This window comes from Parapedobacter soli (assembly GCF_025460835.1).
In the GTDB taxonomy this organism is placed as follows: Bacteria; Bacteroidota; Bacteroidia; order Sphingobacteriales; family Sphingobacteriaceae; genus Parapedobacter; species Parapedobacter soli.
This window is the reverse complement of record NZ_JAMXAY010000040.1, coordinates 26,746-45,891: the sequence shown is the minus strand read 5'-3', so window position 1 is coordinate 45,891 and position 19,146 is coordinate 26,746. Positions and strand designations below refer to the sequence as shown.

Annotated in this window: 12 protein-coding genes; all 12 read left to right on the top strand. The window is 50.2% G+C overall.

Going from position 1 to position 19,146, the window contains the following annotated elements:
- Positions 1-18: 18 nt before the first annotated feature.
- The 12 genes from NGM62_RS15860 to NGM62_RS15805 all read left to right on the top strand — a co-directional run bounded on the left by NGM62_RS15860 (position 19) and on the right by NGM62_RS15805 (position 19,146).
- Complete coding sequence (locus tag NGM62_RS15860) at positions 19-672, top strand: DUF6266 family protein (protein WP_262249240.1); 654 nt, start codon at positions 19-21, stop codon at positions 670-672.
- Positions 669-1,145 carry a DUF5675 family protein gene (locus tag NGM62_RS15855; protein ID WP_262249239.1) on the top strand — a complete coding sequence of 159 codons (477 nt, stop codon included), beginning with the start codon at positions 669-671 and terminating at the stop codon, positions 1,143-1,145. Before NGM62_RS15860 ends, NGM62_RS15855 begins: the two co-directional genes overlap by 4 nt.
- A gap of 42 nt (positions 1,146-1,187) precedes the next feature.
- A complete protein-coding gene (locus tag NGM62_RS15850) occupies positions 1,188-1,478 on the top strand; it encodes a hypothetical protein (protein WP_262249238.1) in 291 nt (96 codons plus the stop codon).
- Entirely contained in the window at positions 1,465-1,641 is a 177-nt protein-coding gene (locus tag NGM62_RS15845; RefSeq protein ID WP_262249237.1) for a hypothetical protein, read from the top strand. The genes NGM62_RS15850 and NGM62_RS15845 overlap by 14 nt, the downstream gene beginning before the upstream one ends.
- A gap of 828 nt (positions 1,642-2,469) precedes the next feature.
- Positions 2,470-3,777, top strand: coding sequence for an aspartate aminotransferase family protein (locus NGM62_RS15840; RefSeq protein ID WP_262249236.1), 1,308 nt, complete (start codon positions 2,470-2,472; stop codon positions 3,775-3,777).
- A 62-nt stretch (positions 3,778-3,839) separates the two neighbouring features.
- The gene (locus NGM62_RS15835; protein ID WP_262249235.1) at positions 3,840-7,061 is read left to right on the top strand and encodes a SusC/RagA family TonB-linked outer membrane protein; all 3,222 of its coding nucleotides are present in this window, start codon (positions 3,840-3,842) and stop codon (positions 7,059-7,061) included.
- A 17-nt stretch (positions 7,062-7,078) separates the two neighbouring features.
- A complete protein-coding gene (locus NGM62_RS15830) occupies positions 7,079-8,575 on the top strand; it encodes a RagB/SusD family nutrient uptake outer membrane protein (RefSeq protein ID WP_262249234.1) in 1,497 nt (498 codons plus the stop codon).
- Between the two features lie 29 nt (positions 8,576-8,604).
- Positions 8,605-10,185 carry a hypothetical protein gene (locus NGM62_RS15825; protein WP_262249233.1) on the top strand — a complete coding sequence of 527 codons (1,581 nt, stop codon included), beginning with the start codon at positions 8,605-8,607 and terminating at the stop codon, positions 10,183-10,185.
- Between the two features lie 35 nt (positions 10,186-10,220).
- Positions 10,221-10,916, top strand: coding sequence for an SGNH/GDSL hydrolase family protein (locus tag NGM62_RS15820; protein ID WP_262249232.1), 696 nt, complete (start codon positions 10,221-10,223; stop codon positions 10,914-10,916).
- A 61-nt stretch (positions 10,917-10,977) separates the two neighbouring features.
- Positions 10,978-12,849 (top strand): beta-N-acetylhexosaminidase, encoded by a 1,872-nt coding sequence (locus NGM62_RS15815; RefSeq protein WP_262249231.1) that lies wholly within the window; start codon positions 10,978-10,980, stop codon positions 12,847-12,849.
- 16 nt (positions 12,850-12,865) lie between these two features.
- On the top strand, positions 12,866-15,829 hold the full coding sequence (locus NGM62_RS15810; protein WP_262249230.1) for a hypothetical protein: 2,964 nt from the start codon (positions 12,866-12,868) through the stop codon (positions 15,827-15,829).
- Entirely contained in the window at positions 15,826-19,146 is a 3,321-nt protein-coding gene (locus NGM62_RS15805; RefSeq protein ID WP_262249229.1) for an alpha/beta fold hydrolase, read from the top strand. The genes NGM62_RS15810 and NGM62_RS15805 overlap by 4 nt, the downstream gene beginning before the upstream one ends.

The window sequence follows — 19,146 nt, the reverse complement described above, 5'->3', positions numbered from 1 at the left end:
GGCGGCCTCATCTATTACGTGCGCAACGGGGTTCCCTGTGCGCGGTCGGTGCCCAAGCCCAGCGCCAAGCCCCCCTCGCCGGCCCAGCTGGCGCAACAGATGCGGATGAAACTCACCATGCGTTTCCTCGCCCCCCTGGCACCTGTGCTGGAGGAAACGTTCAAACCGGATAGCAGGCAGGTGAAGTCGGGCCTCAACTGGGCCACCAAGCAGGTGCTGCAGGATGCCGTGGTCGGGGATTACCCCCACCTGTCCATCGATCCCCGCCGGGTGATGGTGAGCTGGGGCGGACAGCTCGCCTTACAAAAACCCGTATTGGCGATTGGCGGCGACGGACTTTGCACGCTTCAATGGCACGGCGATAGTCCGTTCGTCGACGGCAATGCACCGGCATTCCTGCTGGTCTACAACGAGACGCAGGGCCGCGTGGTGGTGAGCGACGGCACGGCGTGCCGCGGTGATGGCGAGCTCTCCCTGCAATTGGCCCCGAGGCTCATGCGGGGACGCCTGCACGGGTATGGTTTCGTGATGGATCGGCGGCGGCGGGCCGCATCGAGGAGTGTGTTCCTGGGTACGTGGATAGATGGGGAACGGAAAGAGAGCGACCTGCCGGTAATGGACGGGCATACCGCGCCGAGCACATCGGATGCGTTGGAAGGAGACCGGCTATGAGGGCAATTAAAATCATCCGCGTGGCCGAGGGGAAGAACAGTACCCTCAGCCACCTCTATATTGGCGGCCTGTTTTGCTGCTACCTGCTGGAAGATACGGTGCGCGACCACAAGGTGCCGGGGGAGACGGCGATCCCACCCGGTGAGTACGGTCTCTTGCTCAACCACGGGGCGGACATGAACAAACGGTACGCCAAACGATACCCCGCATTCCACGAAGGCATGGTGGAGATCATCGAGATTCCCAACTACCGGCTGGTATTCTTCCACACGGGCAATGACCATACGGATACGCGTGGCTGCCCGCTGACGGGGTCGTATTGGGAGCTGGTGAACGGTGATTACCGGGTGATGGGGTCGGAGGTGGCGTATAGGCATGTGTACCCGCTGCTTTTACAGGAGATTAATCATGGGAACGACAGGTTGGTGGTTGAGAATAGATTGCCCCACGACGACTGGGTGCAAGCACCCTAGGCCGAAGGAAGGGGTGTTTTGGGAGCAAACAACAAACAGCAAATGGAACGAAGTGACATCCCGAAAGCAAAGCGCATCGGGAAAGCAAATAGCAAAAAAGCAATGAACAAAACAACGAAAACAGTCGGCCTGCCCGAAACGGACAAGGCGACACTTTACGACAGGATCAAGGAAACGTTGGCGGTGGCCAGCCAGCTCGTCATCGCCTCGCCGGTGACGCTGCCCCCTAAGGTGGTGGCCGTGGCACGGTACCTCGCCCTGGCGCTGGGGGTGCTAGAAGCCGTGGAAAGCGGCGTGCGCAACGAGGAAGGAGAGGACGATGAAAATGAGTAACCTTCGGCTGGGTATCGGGACGGGTAGCGGCACGTTGCTCAGCATGGCGGCCCACTTGGGTATGCACGACATGGTTAAAACCGCCGTGCTGGCCGCCATCGGTGCGGCGGTAAGTTTTGCGGTGAGCTGGGTGTTGCAAAAGGGGGTGAAGAAGAAAGGGTAGGGAAAAGAACAAAAGGAAGCAGGGCACGGAAGGGTGCCCTGCCTATTAAATCTTGGGTAAATAATTGCAGTATCTTCAATCCGCTTGGTCATCCATCACGAGTGAATGATCACTGCCTTGAAACGATTTCCGTTATTCTTTAGGGCTTTGCCCAGTAATTTCCCTAAATTGCCGATTGAAACACTAGCCCAAAATGTTTGGGGACCTATGTCATGCATAGCACTTTCCCATGATCCATAGTGGTATGACCTAAATGATGAAAGCCAGCCATTTCTTCGAAAGTTGCGTTGATACCACCAGATACTGTAATGTCACGTTACCGAAATCAAGATCCAATTCGTTGTTTTCGTTTTTTTGAACAAGCTGTTAGGCATACCAACATAAATATACTCCTAGACTGTTAAAAATCTGGCTGATTAGCGGCGGTATACTGAATTGCGTTTTCATTTTAATATGCGTTAAGTCAATTAAAGCTACCCGACATTTGATTGGGTCACCACGTCCAGACAGAATACAAAATGCAATGAGTCTAGTAAGACACAGCTAGCCTAAGCGGAAATCGAGTTAGTAATGGCATAATTAGGCTTAGTATCGCAACATGCTATCTAATCCGATAATATTGTCGCCGAATAAAACAGACCAAGGAAAGGGAACTTTTCAAGGCCGCGTCGGTTGAGTTCTCCTTTTTTGTCTTACATAAGTATAGTTACGCAAACATCGACTTAAAGCCATAATTTGGCGATTGAGTAAAAAAATATAATAAATATATTTGGTTGGATACAATAATGTTGTACATTTGTTGATAGTTAAGTCATACATATTTATTTGATGATTGATAGACCGAGTTATAAACAGTCAGCCGCGTTGCTTGAGCGAGCAAGAAAAGTTCTCGCCGGCGGTGTTTCTTCTGAATTCCGGAAATTCAGCTTTCCTCACGCGCTATTTTATAAAGAGGGCAACGGAAGCCGAATAACCGATGTTGATGGAAACCAATACCTAGACTTTACCCTCAGTCAGGGTCCGTTGATCCTCGGGCATTCGCACCCAGCCGTGCTGCAGGCTGTCAACGCGTATTCGCAGGAAGGGCAGCTATTTGCCGGGCAGCACATTCAGGAAATCGAACTGGCCGAGAAACTCAACCAATTGATACCTTCTGCCGAGTTGATGCGCTTTTGCTTGGATGGATCTGAAGCCGTCCAAACAGCTCTTCGGGTTGCGCGGGCGAAGACGGGCAGGCAGAGATTTCTGAGATTTGAAGGGCACTATCACGGTTGGTTGGATAATGTGGCGTGGGCGATCTCGGCGCCTTCCGAGGCAGCGCTTGGCGATCGGAAGAGGCCGGAAGTTTATCCGTGGAGCGAAGGACTGCCGGCAAATACGAGGGGGGAGTTTCGTGTGCTACCATGGAATGACCTGGAGCTGCTTGGTGAGGTTCTTGAAAAGGAACATAACGATATAGCAGCAATTATCACGGAGCCGGTAATGTGTAATAGCGGCTGTATCATGCCGCAAAAAGGTTTTCTCCGCGGTCTCCGCGAATTGTGCGACCAGTATGGCATCGCCTTGATCTTCGATGAGGTGATTACCGGCTTCAGGCTCGGCCTAGGTGGAGCACAGGGGTTTTATGGGGTTACGCCCGATCTTTCAATATTCGCGAAGGCAATGGGAAGTGGTTACCCGATAAGCGCCGTGGTGGGAAAGAGAAGCTGGATGAAGTTGATTGAAGACGGGGTGGTGATCCATGCGGGCACGATGAACTCGGGGAACCCAAGCGTGGCTGCTGCACTTGCTACTATCAACGAACTCGATCGAGAACAACCGTATGAGCGTATGTTCGCATTGGGTAAACGGTTGATGGAGGGGCTTCGTAAATTGGCCAAGGCAAAAAGCCTGGATGTATTGGTCGATGGCCCCGGGCCAATGTTTCACATTGCATTTACCGATTTGAACGAGTTGAGAGATTATCGCGACACGCTGGCTTCTGACAAAAGCAAACTAGGTCGATTCATAGCGGGAATGCATAACCAACGAGTTCGAATCATCGGAAGAGGATTGTGGTATATCAGTACGGCACATACGGAAGACGACATTGGATTCGCGTTGGACGCGGCTGCCAAGGTGTTCGATGAACTCTGAAATTAGGTTAAATGAATTAATTTTGATTATATGTAATACATTTTAAAAAACCAATTAACATTATGAACATTCTTATAATTATGATGCGAAGATGGCGAACCACCCCGATTGCTCGGCACGTGATGTCCAAGGGAAATAAAATTGTCCCTTTCGTGTTACTTTTTATCATGGTAGGGTTGAATGCTTTTTCCCAGACGCCTGTAACGGGTGTCGTGACCGATGTGAATGGAACGCCCTTGGATGGGATAACCATAACTGTTAAAGGGCATCAGACTGGCACAACCACAGACCAAGATGGCCGGTATAGTGTGTCTGTGCCCGATATTAATGGAACTCTCGTCTTCAGCAGTCTAGGTTTTGTCCGAAGCGAAGTTCCAATAGGGGGAAGAACATTACTCAATGTACAACTAACGCCGGAAGAAGGACAGTTGGATGAAGTAGTAGTGGTTGGATACGGCAAACAATCCAGGGAGCTGCTTACTACCGCCATATCAAAACTCGATTCAAACGTGTTGAAAAACGTTCCTTTTAGCAATGCCGGCTATGCGTTACAAGGCACATTGCCGGGCGTAAGGGTAACTTCTACTTCAGGCCAGCCGGGCGCATCACCTTTGATTGTACTCAGAGGTGGTACCGCGCTTGACCCAAACACGTCTTATCCTTTGTATGTCATCGATGGTGTGATCTCTCCCGATTTGGCTGGGATCAATTCGGCAGACATTGAGTCTCTCCAAGTACTGAAGGATGCGGCATCGACAGCCATTTATGGTGCACGCGGTTCAAACGGCGTTATCATTGTAACCACCAAATCGGGAAGTTCGGGCAGAACACAAATCAGTTACAATTACAACTTCGGATTGTCCAACTATACATCCAAGCTGAAGATGCTGGGAGCCCGTGATTTTATCTACTACAATCGGTTGGGCATTGAGACTGCGGCGAAGAAATGGCCTTTTTTTGAAGCTATTCTTACGAGCCCGTTAAGTGCAGGGACAGGCAACGATCTGACCAATAATACGTTTTATACCACCCAGTACCTCACGCCCGAAAACGAGCACAAACTCGCAGAGGGTTGGGAAAGTATGCCGGACCCGTTGGATCCCTCCAAGACTATAATATTCAAAGGTACGGATTGGCGGGACGTGATGTTCAGAACTGGACAGACGCACAACCACAACCTCTCTGCAATGGGCGGAACCGAAAAAGCGAATTACAGCGTATCTGTAGGTTATATGGACACTAAGGGTGTCGCCATTCAAACGGGATATAAGAGACTGTCATTGAATGCCCGCGGGGAGTTAAAGTTGCGTGATAATCTTATGATTTTCTCCAGTATCCGCCATTCGGGCGACGTCTCGGATAAAGTGTCTGATGAGTCAAATATATTCGGACGGATGCTCCAGGTGGCTCCCACAGTAAAGCTCACGTTCGAGGACGGAACGCTTTCGCAAGGGCAGAACGGCGGGAAGGGCAACCCGCTCTACCGCACGAATCTTTTTGTCGGCGATTCGCAAGCTGCTAATACCGCGTACTCAGTGGGCGGGAAATGGGATATTTTACCCGGCCTCAGCTTTTCACCGCAAGTATCACTGCTGAGCAGGACTTCGATAAACAGGCAATTCATTAAGTCGAATTGGGACGGCCCGAATTATGATGAGACCCGAACAGCGTCCGAATCCAGAAGGGGGTATCAACAACAAGCTGCGGACGCCGTCTTCGCATACACAAAAACTTTTTTTGACAATCACAACTTAGACGCCACAGCGGGTTACTCCTTTATCAAGACGGAAGAGTCTGCTTTCAGCGCGTCCGGCCGAGGCGCAGCGACAGATCTTATTCCCACATTAAACGCATCGGCGATACCCGTGGGAGTAAACAGTTCGAGAGCTAATTATACCTATATGGGATACTTTGCGCGTGTCAATTATAATTATAAAGAAAAGTACCTAGTGTCCATCAATTCACGGTACGATGCGGCTTCGAACCTGGGAACGAAATTCAAGTGGGGGCTGTTCCCGGGAATTTCTGCTGGTTGGAATCTGCATAACGAAGATTTTTGGACACCGTTGAGCAATGCCTTCAATCAGTTTAAGGTCAGAGCCAGTTACGGTATTAACGGTAACGTGAATGCGCTTGGCCCTTACCAAGCACAGGGCTCCTATAGTGGGGGCGCCGTATATGGTGGGCGCGCCGGCATTCTCAATACCGTGCTCAGCAACGATGAACTGCAATGGGAACAAACGGCTACGTTCGACATTGGTGCGGACATCGGACTTTTTGCTAATCGCGTATCGCTGACGGCCGATTATTTTAACCGGGTTACAAGTAACCTGTTAAGTAGCCGCGTGCTACCGCAATCGACTGGCTTTGGAAGTGTATTGACGAACCTCGGAACGGTTCAGAACCGGGGTGTCGAAGTTGCGATGACTGCTCAGCCCGTAAAGCCGAAAAAAGACCTCCAGTGGGTGCTTTCAGTCAACGGTGCTTACGTGAAGAATACTATTGTTAAGCTTCCTGAAAACGGAACAGATAGAAACCGAATCGGAGGCGAATACCTCTGGAATAATAAGACGAATAGCTATGAATGGATGGGCGGGCTGCAAGAGGGCGGCACAATGGGAGAAGCATATGCTTTTAAACACATCGGTATATACCAGACGGATCAAGAAGCGGCTAATGCTCCCTATGATATCCTGCCCGAAGGAACAGACAAAACCAAGTATGCTGGAGATGCCATATTCCTCGACCACGACCGGAATGATACCATCGATAATCGAGATAGAGTGTACATGGGGAACTACTACCCCAAATGGACGGGTGGTATTACCAATACGGTAAATTATAAGCGTATCGGTTTTACAGTGAGGATGGACTATATGACCGGCCATACCATCTATAATTATGTCAGGGCGACAACTTCAGCACAGCTTGCGGGCGATTTAGGACTTTCCTCATATGTCGCGCAATCGTGGATGAAACAAGGAGACGTGACGGATATTCCAAAGCTTTATTACGGCGACTGGCAATACAATATCGGGCGGGGCGTTTCGACGATGTATGAGAAAGGAGACTATCTCGCGCTACGAGAAGTTACGTTGTCTTATGAACTGCCTGAAGAAATGCTTCAGCGGCTTCGGATGAAGGGTGTCCGATTTAATGTGTCAGGACAAAACCTATATTACTTCACCAATTATAAGGGAATCAATCCCGAAAACGGAGGGACGGACAATGGGTCCTACCCCATATCCCGAAATTTCTTAATCGGCATTGCTTTAACCTTGTAATCGATAAAAAACTAGTTATGAGAAAGTATTTAATGATATCGGTGATTGTAACTGCAATTACACTTTTCAATAGCTCATGTGAAAGCGAGCTGAATCTGGCACCGGTGAGTGAAATCTCCAATGCGTCTTTTTGGAAGACGGAGTCAGACGCACAAGGAGCCGCGAACGGTATGTATACCATCTTACGTGGCCAAGCTGTCGACAATTTATTTATTTGGGGCGAGGCCAGGAGCGAGACCATGGGTCAAAATGCCGGAGCCGCAGTATTTCAGAATTGGTATGAGAATTTGCTCACTCCGGATAATTCCGGGAATTTATTTTCTGGGGCACCGACTACGTGGGGCGGGATGTATAATTTGGTGCATCATGCGAATTTGTTGCTGAAATACGTCCCGGGAATCAAATTTAACTCAGAAGAGACGAAAAACAACATCTTGGCCCATGCGTACACCATGCGGGCATTTGCATATTTTACGATGAGCAAAACGTGGGGCGAGTTACCTTTGGTTACCGAACCGACATCCGATTTGTCAAGTATCCAGCGGGAAAGATCGTCTGTCGAAGATGTCTTCGCATTGATTAAGTCGGATATTGAGCAGGCCGAAACACGATTTAGCGGTATGGTATTTCAGGATGGGCGAGATATGTGGTCGCTTCCATCGCTACTTGTCTTGAAAGCCGATGTATACCTATGGACGGGTAAAAGATTGGGCGGTGGAGACCCGGATTTCAATGTGGCACTTTCGGCACTGAATGAGGTCGAACAGGCGGATACGGATTTGCTTCCCGATTTTGGCAGTGTTTTCGACTACAGCAATAAACGGAATAAGGAAATATTAATGGCGGTTACGTTCAATTATGAAGAGTCACCGGTAAATACCATTTATGCATGGATGTATGCTTCCGATGTCTTCATGCCCGGCGGCGTACCAGCAGAAACCATAAACGAGATCATTCCCTACGCAGGGGTGCCGTTCTGGGGGCCTTCTGATATCGCACGTAATAAGTTCCTCGACGGCGACCAGCGGAAAGAACACTCGATTATCGAAATCTATGGTAATGACGGATCGGGACCGGTGTTCCATTCGGCCATTCAAAAAAAGTTTAATGGAACACTGGTGGCAGGACAGCGATACTTTATTGATGATTATATTATCTATAGGTATGCCGATGTATTGCTTTTGCGGGCAGAAGCAAAGAACGCATTGAATCAAGATCCATCGGCAGAAATAAACCGCATTAGGCAACGAGCCTACGGCGAAGACTTTTCCTCCCATGTGTTTGTTTCAGGCTCGCAAACAGATAACGATAATGCCATACTGGACGAGCGCCTTCGTGAATTTCTATTCGAAGGAAAACGTTGGTGGGACCTTGTTCGATTTGACGCAGCGTTTGAACGCGTACCTTCACTCGTGGGTAGACAAGACGATCGGTATTTATTGCTGTTCCCCATTGCTACACCTACTTTGTCTTTAGAACCGTTGGTAAAACAGAATCCAGGGTACCCTAACTAGTTGTTAGTGTTTGGTTTAAAAAGAAAATAATGATGTCGAAGAAAAGTAAAGGGACGATAGGTAAGAGAAAACGGCGCTTAACGCTCCTCATGTTGATCATTGCAATGGGTGGCTGTGCTGCCGTTGCAGACGATAAGGAGGGCGTACTGCAGATCCGAAGCGATCGGCAGTTATTCATTGACGACTATTTAATCAATAAGTTGACTGGAGGAGCGAATAAGCTCCTCCATCATCCCCGGCCGATGGAGGTTGCCATCACGCATGAAGAACCCTGGGAAGGCAGTGGATCGAGTTTCCACAGCGTGTTTAAAGATGGCGACAAATACAAAATGTATTACAGCGCTTGGGACTTCACCATCGTGGAAGGTAAGGTAACCGACGATTCACACCCCTATAAGCTTTGTTATGCGGAGAGTGACGACGGCATCCATTGGACAAAACCGAACCTTGGCTTGGTTGAGTTCAATGGCTCCAAAAACAATAACATTGTAATGATCAGCGGTAAGCTGGGCGATGTTTATCCAGACCTCGGCCATCCGGTGGTTTTTAAAGACTCAAACCCGAACGTAACACCAGATGCTAAGTACAAGGCAATTATTCGGGATTGGTCGGTTGAAAGTGGGCTTAAGGGGTTATTGGCATTTAAATCGCCCGATGGATTCAAATGGACGCTCATGCACCCCGAATCGGTTATTACCGACGGTGCCTTCGATTCTCAAAACTTGGCATTCTGGGACGATGCTCGCAACGAATACCGGGCCTACTGGCGTTATATGGCGGGCAAGGAGGCGATTCGGTCCATTCGCACGGCCCGGTCCGACGACTTCATTAACTGGACGGACCAGGCCGACCTACAGTATGGCGATGCACCCCAAATACAGCTCTACACAAACGTAATTAAAAATTACCATCGTGCACCGCAACTTTTGATTGGATTCCCTGTACGGTACGTCCATCGGGAATGGTCTGCCAATATGGAGGCACTTCCGGACGTTGAAAATCGTCGCTTGAGAGCAACGGGCGAGACACGCTTCGGTACCGCGTTGACGGAAAGTCTCATTATGGTAAGCCGTGATCGGGTGAATTTCCATCGGCTCGAAGAGGCGTTCCTGCGCCCGGGTATTGAACGGACCGGAACGTGGCATTACGGACAACAGTACATTGCTTGGTCGATGGTAGAAACACAGTCCGCGCTGGAAGGCGCGCCAAACGAACTATCGCTCTACGCTGTTGAGGGCTTTTGGGGTACCATAAAAAAGGGCATGGACGCTTTGCGGCGTTACACCATACGGCTCGATGGGTTTGCATCAATCAATGCGCCCATGACGGGAGGTGAATTGGTCACAAAGCCATTTACCTTCCAAGGTGGCGAACTGGAACTGAATTTTGCCACCTCGGCTGCAGGTGAAATCCGCGTAGAGATACAGGACGAAAACGGTCGCCCCATACCGGGATACGATTTAAATGCATGTGAACCGCTTTTCGGTGATACGGTGGGTCGTAAGGTGCATTGGAAGAGTGGCTCGGATGTAAGTGCATTGCAAGGCAAAACGGTGCGTTTGCGTTTCGCGATGAAGGATGCTGATTTATATGCATTGAAATTCCAGTAATGGTTGTCAAAGCTTGGTCAAGAAGGAAATTCCTAATGGCTTCTACATCCTGGGTTGCCTTTCCCGGGCCGGGTGGAGTTACGCTGAAACATGAACGGGTAACGGATGTAACTAACCGCTTGCAAGACCGCCGACCCATGACTTGGGTGTTTACAGGTGATAGTGTAACGCAGGGGGCCTTGCATACCTATGGTCACCGAAGCTACAGCGAACGGTTTGCCGAACATATCCGCTGGGTAATGAAACGCTATGACGATATCGTCATTAATTCAGGGGTGAACGGAACGACCGCAGCTTATCTGGTGGGTCAATTCGATTGGTTTGTAACCCGGTTTCAACCTGACGTGGTTTTTCTCATGTATGGGATAAACGATTGTGTGGATAGCGGTAAATCCGATGAGGACTTCGGTAAGGAGTTAAAGCTGTTGGTAGAAAACGTGCGTACGATCGGCGCTATCCCGATTTTGCAGACGCCAAACGGAATAGACTTCCTTGGGATGAAGGCAATGAAAACCGGCTCACGTGCCCGGCTTCCTATCTATGTCGATAAGATACGTACGGTCGCGAAACGAGAATCAGTCCAATTAATTGACCACTTCCGGTATTGGGGTAAACATCTCCACGAGATGCAGAACGGATGGTTAGACGACCCTTTACACCCGTCGGCCGAAGGTCACACCCAACTAGCTAATCGGATTATCAACAAATTGAAAATGGCGGGCCAAAACTAGAGGTAGCCCAGTTAATGAAAAAGAAATGATGATGAATAGTCGTGTAGTGTACTGCGCTTGTATGTTGGTTTTAACATTTTTTGTTAACCGCGATCTATTTGCACAGAAACAAGAGATTAGTATCATACCGGTGCCGGTACAGGTAGAGCAGGGAAACAAAGCCTTTACCATCAATAGCAAAACATCCATACGCACACAAGGGGCCGAAGCGACGGCCATCGGGGACATGCTCGCAGCTTATTTGCAGGCACCTACGGGGTATCCCATGCCAGTTAAAGCACAATCGGGCCGTAACACACGTAATTCAATTGCTTTAGTCGTTGACCCCACATACCAGGTTAGTCATGGCGAGGACGCTTACCGGCTACAGGTGGATGGCAAATCCATTAAAATAACAGCAAGCAGCGGCCCAGGGCTTTTTTACGGCGTGCAAACGCTGATGCAGTTGTTGCCGCCCACAATTGAAGGCACACAACCGGTTACGAATAGTGCATGGACGGTGCCCGGCGTTGATATTACCGACTATGCCCGATTTGGATGGAGGGGGTTGATGCTTGATGTAAGTCGTCATTTCTTCTCAAAGGATTTTTTGAAACGATATATCGATCAAATGGTCCGATACAAGTTTAATGTCTTCCATATTCACCTTACTGACGACCAAGGGTGGCGCATTGCATTAGACCGCTATCCGGAGTTGACCGAAAAGGGGGCTTGGCGGGTGCCCAGACAGGGCAAATGGTGGTCATTTCAACCCCCACAGCCGGGTGAAGCGGCTACCTACGGTGGATATTATACGAAGGAAGATATGCGGGAGATTATCCAATATGCAACCGAGCGCTTCGTTACCATTGTGCCTGAAATTAATTCGCCCGGGCATAGCCTCGCAGCAATTACGGCTTATCCCGAGCTCGCCTGCGTCGAAGATGATTACCATGTAAACCCCGGGAGCCGGTTTTATGGCCAGGTCTGCAACGCGCTGTGTGCCGGTAACGAAAAAACATTTGAGTTTCTAGACGGCGTGTTCACTGAAATCGCTGAACTTTTCCCCAGCGAATATATCCATGTGGGTGGCGACGAGGCGTTCCGGGGTTATTGGCAGGAATGTCCAAAATGTCAAAAACGAATGGAAGAACATGGGTTGAAAAATGTAGAGGAATTACAGAGCTACTTTATCAAACGGCTGGAGAAAATCTTGCACGACAAAGGAAAGCGATTAATCGGCTGGGACGAGATCCTGGAAGGGGGCTTGGCGCCCGATGCGACGGTGATGTCGTGGCGGGGGATGGCCGGTGGCATCGAAGCTGCCAAAATGGGCCATCAGGTCATCATGACGCCAAACCGCCATGCCTACCTCGACTTATACCAAGGCGACCCCTTAATTGAACCGGAGACTTACAGTATGCTGCGGCTAACCCAAGTGTACGATTTTGAGCCGGTGCCGGAAGGCATTGACCCCAAGTTGATTTTAGGCGGACAGGGCAACCTATGGGCTGAATCTGTACCAACAGAAAAGCATGCTGAATACATGACTTGGCCCCGGGGATTGGCAGTGGCTGAAGCACTGTGGTCGCCGAAAGACCGACGAGATTGGAACGGGTTTGTAGAGCGGGTGGAGCATCATTTTGCCTACTTTGAAGAAGCAGATGTGCATTACGCACGGAGCATGTATGACGCGATTATTATGGGGGTTAAGAATGAGCAAGATTCGATTCTCGTTGAACTGACTACCGAAATTGAGGGCCTCGATATCCATTATACATTTGACGAGACGGACCCGGGTACGTACAGCCCGAAATACAATGGGCAACTCTTGGAGGTTCCGTCGGGAGCCTCACAGATAAAGGTCCGTACATTTCGCAATGGAAAACCGATAGGCAGACAAATTAATTGCCCGGTGAAGGAGTTGGAAGGTCGGATTGGCTCGATGATATAACGGAAAGTCTATGTATATGATACGTTTTGTTTTGGCGACGGTTGTTTGGTTGGGCGCGCTTATCGTTTCATCACACACCCAGGCTGTGGAGTCGCCGATCGTTATTGCAAACGATGACATCAGTTATGCTATTGGCCGTAACGGAGAGAATATCCATTTTATCACCCATAGCGATGGAGTCGATTACCTGGAGAAAGATAGTGTCTCACATTGCGCATACGCAATCCATAATGGCAACCGCATTGCCGCCCAAACTGTGGAGTGGAAAAAGGGCCGTTTACGAATCGGGTTTGGAACAGCCGGTGTAACCGCTACGATACGGGTAACGCAGAAGAATAGGTACTTGGTATGGGAACTTGAACACGTGGAAGGCGACATTGAATCTATCACGTTCCTGAACGTTCCGCTGCGCGTGAAAGGAATGCCAGACGAGCCGACCGGCTTATGTGCACTTTCCCTTACACCTTATACCCACGTTAGGCAATTGCCGGCGCTGCAGACTTATCTGTGGGCAACCGCTTATCAACGGTTTGGTTTGGCAGGCGCACAGGTAGCTGTTTTAGGGTTGCCGCCGTCAGAGATGTTGCCGAACATACGCAGCATCATGGAAGGTGAGGCGGCAATGCCCATCTCGAAAGGTGGCGGGGCGTGGGCATTGGGCAATAAAGAAGGGTATGGATCGTATCTTATGAATTTTGGGAGTCTAACCGAAGAAACCGTTGATGAGTGGATTGAAATGTGCAGGAACTTGGGTTTTAACCAGATCGATAATCATGGCGGTGGATTTTTCAATTTCGGTGAACTTAAAATCGATGAAAGTCGGTTCCCGGGGGGCTGGAGTAGTTTCGCCCGGATTAACAAACGGTTGAACGAAGCGGGCATTTCGTCGATCTTCCATACCTATGCGTATTTTATCGACAAGAATTCGAAATATGTGACGCCCGAAGCTCATCCCGACCTGGGTTACTTCCGGGAATTTACACTTGCCCAGCCCATCGGTCCGCAAGATTCAATCATCGTTGTTAACGAATCTACCGCGGACGTTTCGACCATTATCGGTTTTTTCGTGCGTAACAGTGTGTCGCTGCGCATTGGTGGGGAGATCATTGAGTTTACCGGTGTAACGGATAGTCCCCCTTACATGTTTACGGGCTGCAAGCGCGGTGTCCACGGTACGCAGGCAACGGCGTACGACAAAGGGGAGGTGGCTTATCACCTCAAAGAGGTGTATGGCCGATTTACTGCCGACCCCGAATCCGAGCTGTTTAAAGAAATGGGCAAACGGACGGCAGAGATTGTCAACGAAGCCGGTTTTAATGGGATTTACCTCGATGCGGCCGACGGGGGTAATGTGCTCGGTGGCAGCGAGAATTTCTGGTACTATCCGTCGGCTTTTATTTTTGAAATCGCAAAGCACCTGGACAAACCGGTAGGCATGGAAATGGCTTCTATGTCGCATTTCTGGTGGCATTACCGGTCGCGCTGGCAGGCGTGGGATACTCCGTTCAGGGGGTACAAACGCTTTATCGATATTCATCTGGCTGCGATAAAATCGCCGAACGAGTTTCTCGGACAACAAATTAAGCACAACGATTTTGAACACGGCGTATGGCAGGGCGATACGGCATTGATTAATAAATACGCACCGCTGGATAACGGCGCATTGATGCTGCCGCTGACACTCGGATGGTGGGGGCACCAAATTGGAGAGTCGCCTCAATCCGAAACAACCTTTACGGATGTGGCAGAGTATCTAGCGGGTAAAATGCTCGGAAATGATGCAGGGACAGCAATATTGTCAGGTTTCGACCCGGGAACCCGGGCGCAGATTCCGTTATTCGGTCGGTTGGATTCGATAATCAGGCAATACGAGTTGCTGCGCCATCAAAACTATTTCCCTGATTCGGTCAAAGCCATGCTTCGGCAACCGGGCAAGGAGTTTCAACTTATTCAAGAGCAGGACGGTGGATGGAACTTCCGTCCGGCGAAATACGACCTGCACAAGGTGGCCCGCTTCAATGAATCGGACCAACGGCTAACGGTAACCAATGATTTTGCCGCTCAGCCCGTGAAACTTCGCCTGGAAGCGCTATTGGGAGCAGAAGGATTTGACAATCCAGAAAATACAGTCTTGGTAGCGGGTGCGCAGGACGGCTTTGTGCTTGCCGACCAGGCCGAGGGCGTCTCCGGCGAGCTGATTGCATCAAACCAGCGTGCCCCCGATGGTAGTGAAACGTTTCGCTTTACCGCAAATAGCGAAGGAAAAGTCGTGCAACGTGGCGCCTGGATCAATATGGAGAAGGTATTCGAACCTGCGCTGAACATCCAGGACCAGCAGGGGTTGGGCGTCTGGATCAAAGGCGATGGAAATGGACAAATCCTCAATATCCGACTGGAAAGCCCCATACACATCTCCCACGGTGCCCGGGGCGACCACTTCGTGAAAATCGATTTTAAGGGATGGAGGTACTTCGACCTGGTGGAGATTGAGTCGACGGAATTTTCTAATTACCAGTGGCCCAACTCTGACTTTTATGTCTACGATTCGTACCGCCACTCGGTCGACTTCAAGAACATCAATAAAATTCAGTTGTGGTATAATAATTTGCCGGCAGGGAAACCGGCTGAATGTCATGTCAGCGTGGTTAAGGCGCTTCCGTTGAGGCCCGCCGTGCTGCAGAATCCATCAATCACGATAGGAAATAAAAAACTTACCTTTCAGGTGAATATGGAATCGGGCATGTACCTCGAGTTTTTCTCGGAGTCCGATTGCCAATTGTACAGCAATAAAGGTGAACTGCTGGGCCAGGTAACGGTGGTGGGCGAGGTGCCACAACTCGAACAGGGCGTAAACGAGGTGAAGGTTCGATGCGAACAACGTGCCGGTGCGCAGCCCCGTGTGCAAGCGACCTTCATTAGCTACGGAGAACCGATTATGAATAAAGATAACCAACGGACGGAAAACGAAATATGGCGATGAGATGGAGTGTGCTTTTCTTGTTAAGTATTTTTACGTTGCCATTGGTAGCCCAGAATGGCAGTGGATTTATTTGGATGGACCCAACTGGCGCGGGCTTCCAAGTAGTTGAGGGGCACGCACAGACGGACGGATTGGAACGACCATTTGATCGTATCCCGAAAGAGATGGAGAAGGAAGTTAGGGACGTTGTATGGAGAAAATCCCGCGAAACCACAGGGCTTTTGATCAGGTTTCGCACGGATGCGCCGGAAATCCGGGTAAACTACAATGTGGATGGGGTACATGCATTTGAGCACATGCCTGCGACGGGCGTAAGCGGCCTTGATTTATACGCTGTGGACGAGAGCGGCGGGTGGAACTGGACCGGTGGAGAATATCGGTTTGAAGATACGATTCACTACCGTTATCCGAATCTGGATGCAACGAGCCGAGTGTACCAATTGTATCTGCCTTTATATAACAATGTAGAGGGGTTATCAATCGGCGTGCCCAGCGGCGTTTCATTTGAATTCTTGCCGGCGCGCACGCAAAAGCGCGTAGTGGTTTACGGCACGTCGATCGCACAGGGGGGGTGTGCATCCAGGCCCGGGATGGCGTGGACAGCCCAGTTGGGCCGTATGCTTGACATCCCGCTAGTCAATTTGGGGTTCTCAAGTAATGGTATGTTAGAAAAGCCATTGCTTGAATTGATGGCGCGTAACCCGGCAGAAGTTTTCATATTGGATTGCTTACCTAACTTAATTACGCTTGCGAACCCGGAAATTCGGCATCGGTTACGCTACGCTGTAAGCTTTCTTCAAGAGAAACGCCCCGATGTTCCGATTGTGATGGCCGAACATGCGGATGCCGGGATTGGGTTACTGGATACGGGGCTTCAGAAGCGTTTTGAAGAAGTGAACGCATTAATGCGTGAAGTGTTTGCGGAATTAGAAGCCGCCGGTCGGAAGGGAATCTATTTGCTGTCGGCGGCAGCAGTAGGTTTGGATAATGAATGCACAGTAGATGGCCAACACCCAAATGACATCGGTATGCAGCGCTATGCCAATGCGTATGCATCGCTGATCCGGAAGGTAATGATGGAGAAAAATTATCCCCAGTTACCACAGGAGGGTATTTCCGTTTCAACGTGGTTAGGCTTTAATCGGGCAGATTTCGAATACAGTGGGCGTCGATGTACGTTCGTGGCACCGAAAAATGCAGCACCCGGGCGTCCGTGGATTTGGCGTACAGAATTTTTTGGGCATGAGCCGCAAGTGGATAGCGCGCTGGTGGCAAAAGGGTTTCACTTGGTTTACATGGATTTAACCGATATGTATGGAGCTCCGGCGGCACTCGATTTGATGGACGAGTACTACCGCTTTTTGGTTGATCGTGTGGGGTTGAGCAAACAGGTCGTGTTGGAGGGATTCAGTAGGGGGGGATTGTTTGCGTTGAACTGGGCAGCGAGGCGGCCTGAGCAGGTGGCATCAATTTATTTGGATGCGCCGGTATGTGATTTCAAAAGCTGGCCAGGCAAATGGGGCAGTGGACCGGGTTCGGCAGCGGACTGGCAGAAACTGAAAGACGTGTATGGCTTTAAAAGCGATCGGCAGGCACTGCGGTATCCATTTAATCCGATAGACCACCTCAAACCCCTTGCGGATTACTGCATTCCCATTCTTAGCGTCTGCGGGGATACCGACCCGCTTGTGCCGATTCACGAGAATAGCTACCTGCTGCAAAAGCGGTATGAGCACTTGGGATGCGATATGCAGGTAATCGTTAAGCCTGGGGTGGGGCATCATCCGCATAGCTTAGAAGATCCAGCACCCATTGTGGATTTCATACTTGCCCATCTTCCAGATCAATCGGGCGGCGAGCCGGTAAATATCGGTTCGCGGTTGGAACTTTTTATCGACAACTTCCTGATTGACTCGTTAAAAGGAAGTGCGAAGCGCCGAATGCATCATCCACAACCTAAAGAGTTGGTGATTGTCCACGATGAGCCTTGGGAAGGCCCGGGGAGTGGTTACCATAGCGTTTTTAGCGACGACGAAGGTTATAAGATGTATTACAAGGCTTGGAACCGACCGCAAGGGCCCGGGTCAGAACAGCCACAGGAGGCATTTTATTTAGGCTACGCGTCGAGCAAGGACGGAGTTAATTGGGAAAAACCTTCATTGGGTTTAGTGGATTATGCCGGTTCGGCCAATAATAATATCGTTTTGGGGCAGAGAAAAATGGGTGGGGTCTTTCCGGACCCCGGCCATCCGGCGGTGTTCCTAGACCAGAATCCGAACGCCACAGCAGATGCGAAATATAAGGCGATTATCCGTGATTGGTCGGCAGCGAGCGGGTTGAAAGGGTTGTTGGCTTTCAAATCGCCCGATGGTATCCGCTGGACGCTGATGGCTGATCATCCGGTTATCACCAATGGTGCTTTCGATTCCCAGAACTTGGCCTTTTGGGACCCGGTGAGGAAAGAATACAGGGCATACTGGCGATTTATGACTGCGGATGGTGTCCGGTCTATCCGTACAGCGACATCTGACGATTTTATCACTTGGAAGGGTGAACAGAATGTAAGCATGGTTGATCCGGTTCCGGGAGAGGAATTCTATACGAACCAGATTAAGCCGTATAGCCGGGCACCGCATATTTTCATCGGTTTTCCTGTACGGTATTTGAACCATGGTTGGTCATCGACCATGCGCGACTTGCCGGACCTTGCACATAGGAGATGGCGAGCAGAAACAGAGGAGCGGTTGGGAACGGCTTTAACCGAATCCTTGCTGATAAGCAGCCGCGACGGCGTGCATTTCGACCGTTGGCATGAGGCATTTCTCCGGCCAGGTCCGGAGCGCCCAGGTACATGGAGCTATGGACAGCAATATATAGCTTGGCAAATTGTAGAAACCAAATCGGCGCTGGAGGGTGCCCCGCCGGAGTTGTCGCTCTATGCGTCTGAGCAATACTGGACAGGGCAGGCCGGCAGTGCACTGCGTCGATACACGCTCCGCGTGGATGGTTTTGTTTCCGTTAACGCACCGATGTCGGGCGGGGAGTTAGTGACACGGGCGGTGTATATGGCGGGCAGTCGGCTCTTGCTGAATTGTGCCACCAGTGCGGCGGGAGAAATCCGTGTAGAAATTCAGGATTCGGCCGGCAATGTGCTGCCTGGTTTTGGGCTTGACGATTGCTTCCCCCTGTTTGGTGATTCACTGGAGAAGACCGTGAGCTGGAAACAGGGCGCCGATCTCTCGCATTTGCAGAACCAGCCGATCAAGCTGCGGTTTGTGCTTCATGATGCCGATTTGTATTCGCTTAAATTTAAATAG

Coding starts and splice junctions, on each gene's coding strand:
- NGM62_RS15840 (WP_262249236.1), top strand. CDS start 2,470: ATGATTGATAGACCGAGTTATAAACAGTCAGCCGCGTTGCTTGAGCGA.
- NGM62_RS15825 (WP_262249233.1), top strand. CDS start 8,605: ATGATGTCGAAGAAAAGTAAAGGGACGATAGGTAAGAGAAAACGGCGC.
- NGM62_RS15830 (WP_262249234.1), top strand. CDS start 7,079: ATGAGAAAGTATTTAATGATATCGGTGATTGTAACTGCAATTACACTT.
- NGM62_RS15810 (WP_262249230.1), top strand. CDS start 12,866: ATGATACGTTTTGTTTTGGCGACGGTTGTTTGGTTGGGCGCGCTTATC.
- NGM62_RS15855 (WP_262249239.1), top strand. CDS start 669: ATGAGGGCAATTAAAATCATCCGCGTGGCCGAGGGGAAGAACAGTACC.
- NGM62_RS15845 (WP_262249237.1), top strand. CDS start 1,465: ATGAAAATGAGTAACCTTCGGCTGGGTATCGGGACGGGTAGCGGCACG.
- NGM62_RS15850 (WP_262249238.1), top strand. CDS start 1,188: ATGGAACGAAGTGACATCCCGAAAGCAAAGCGCATCGGGAAAGCAAAT.
- NGM62_RS15805 (WP_262249229.1), top strand. CDS start 15,826: ATGAGATGGAGTGTGCTTTTCTTGTTAAGTATTTTTACGTTGCCATTG.
- NGM62_RS15820 (WP_262249232.1), top strand. CDS start 10,221: ATGGCTTCTACATCCTGGGTTGCCTTTCCCGGGCCGGGTGGAGTTACG.
- NGM62_RS15835 (WP_262249235.1), top strand. CDS start 3,840: ATGAACATTCTTATAATTATGATGCGAAGATGGCGAACCACCCCGATT.
- NGM62_RS15815 (WP_262249231.1), top strand. CDS start 10,978: ATGTTGGTTTTAACATTTTTTGTTAACCGCGATCTATTTGCACAGAAA.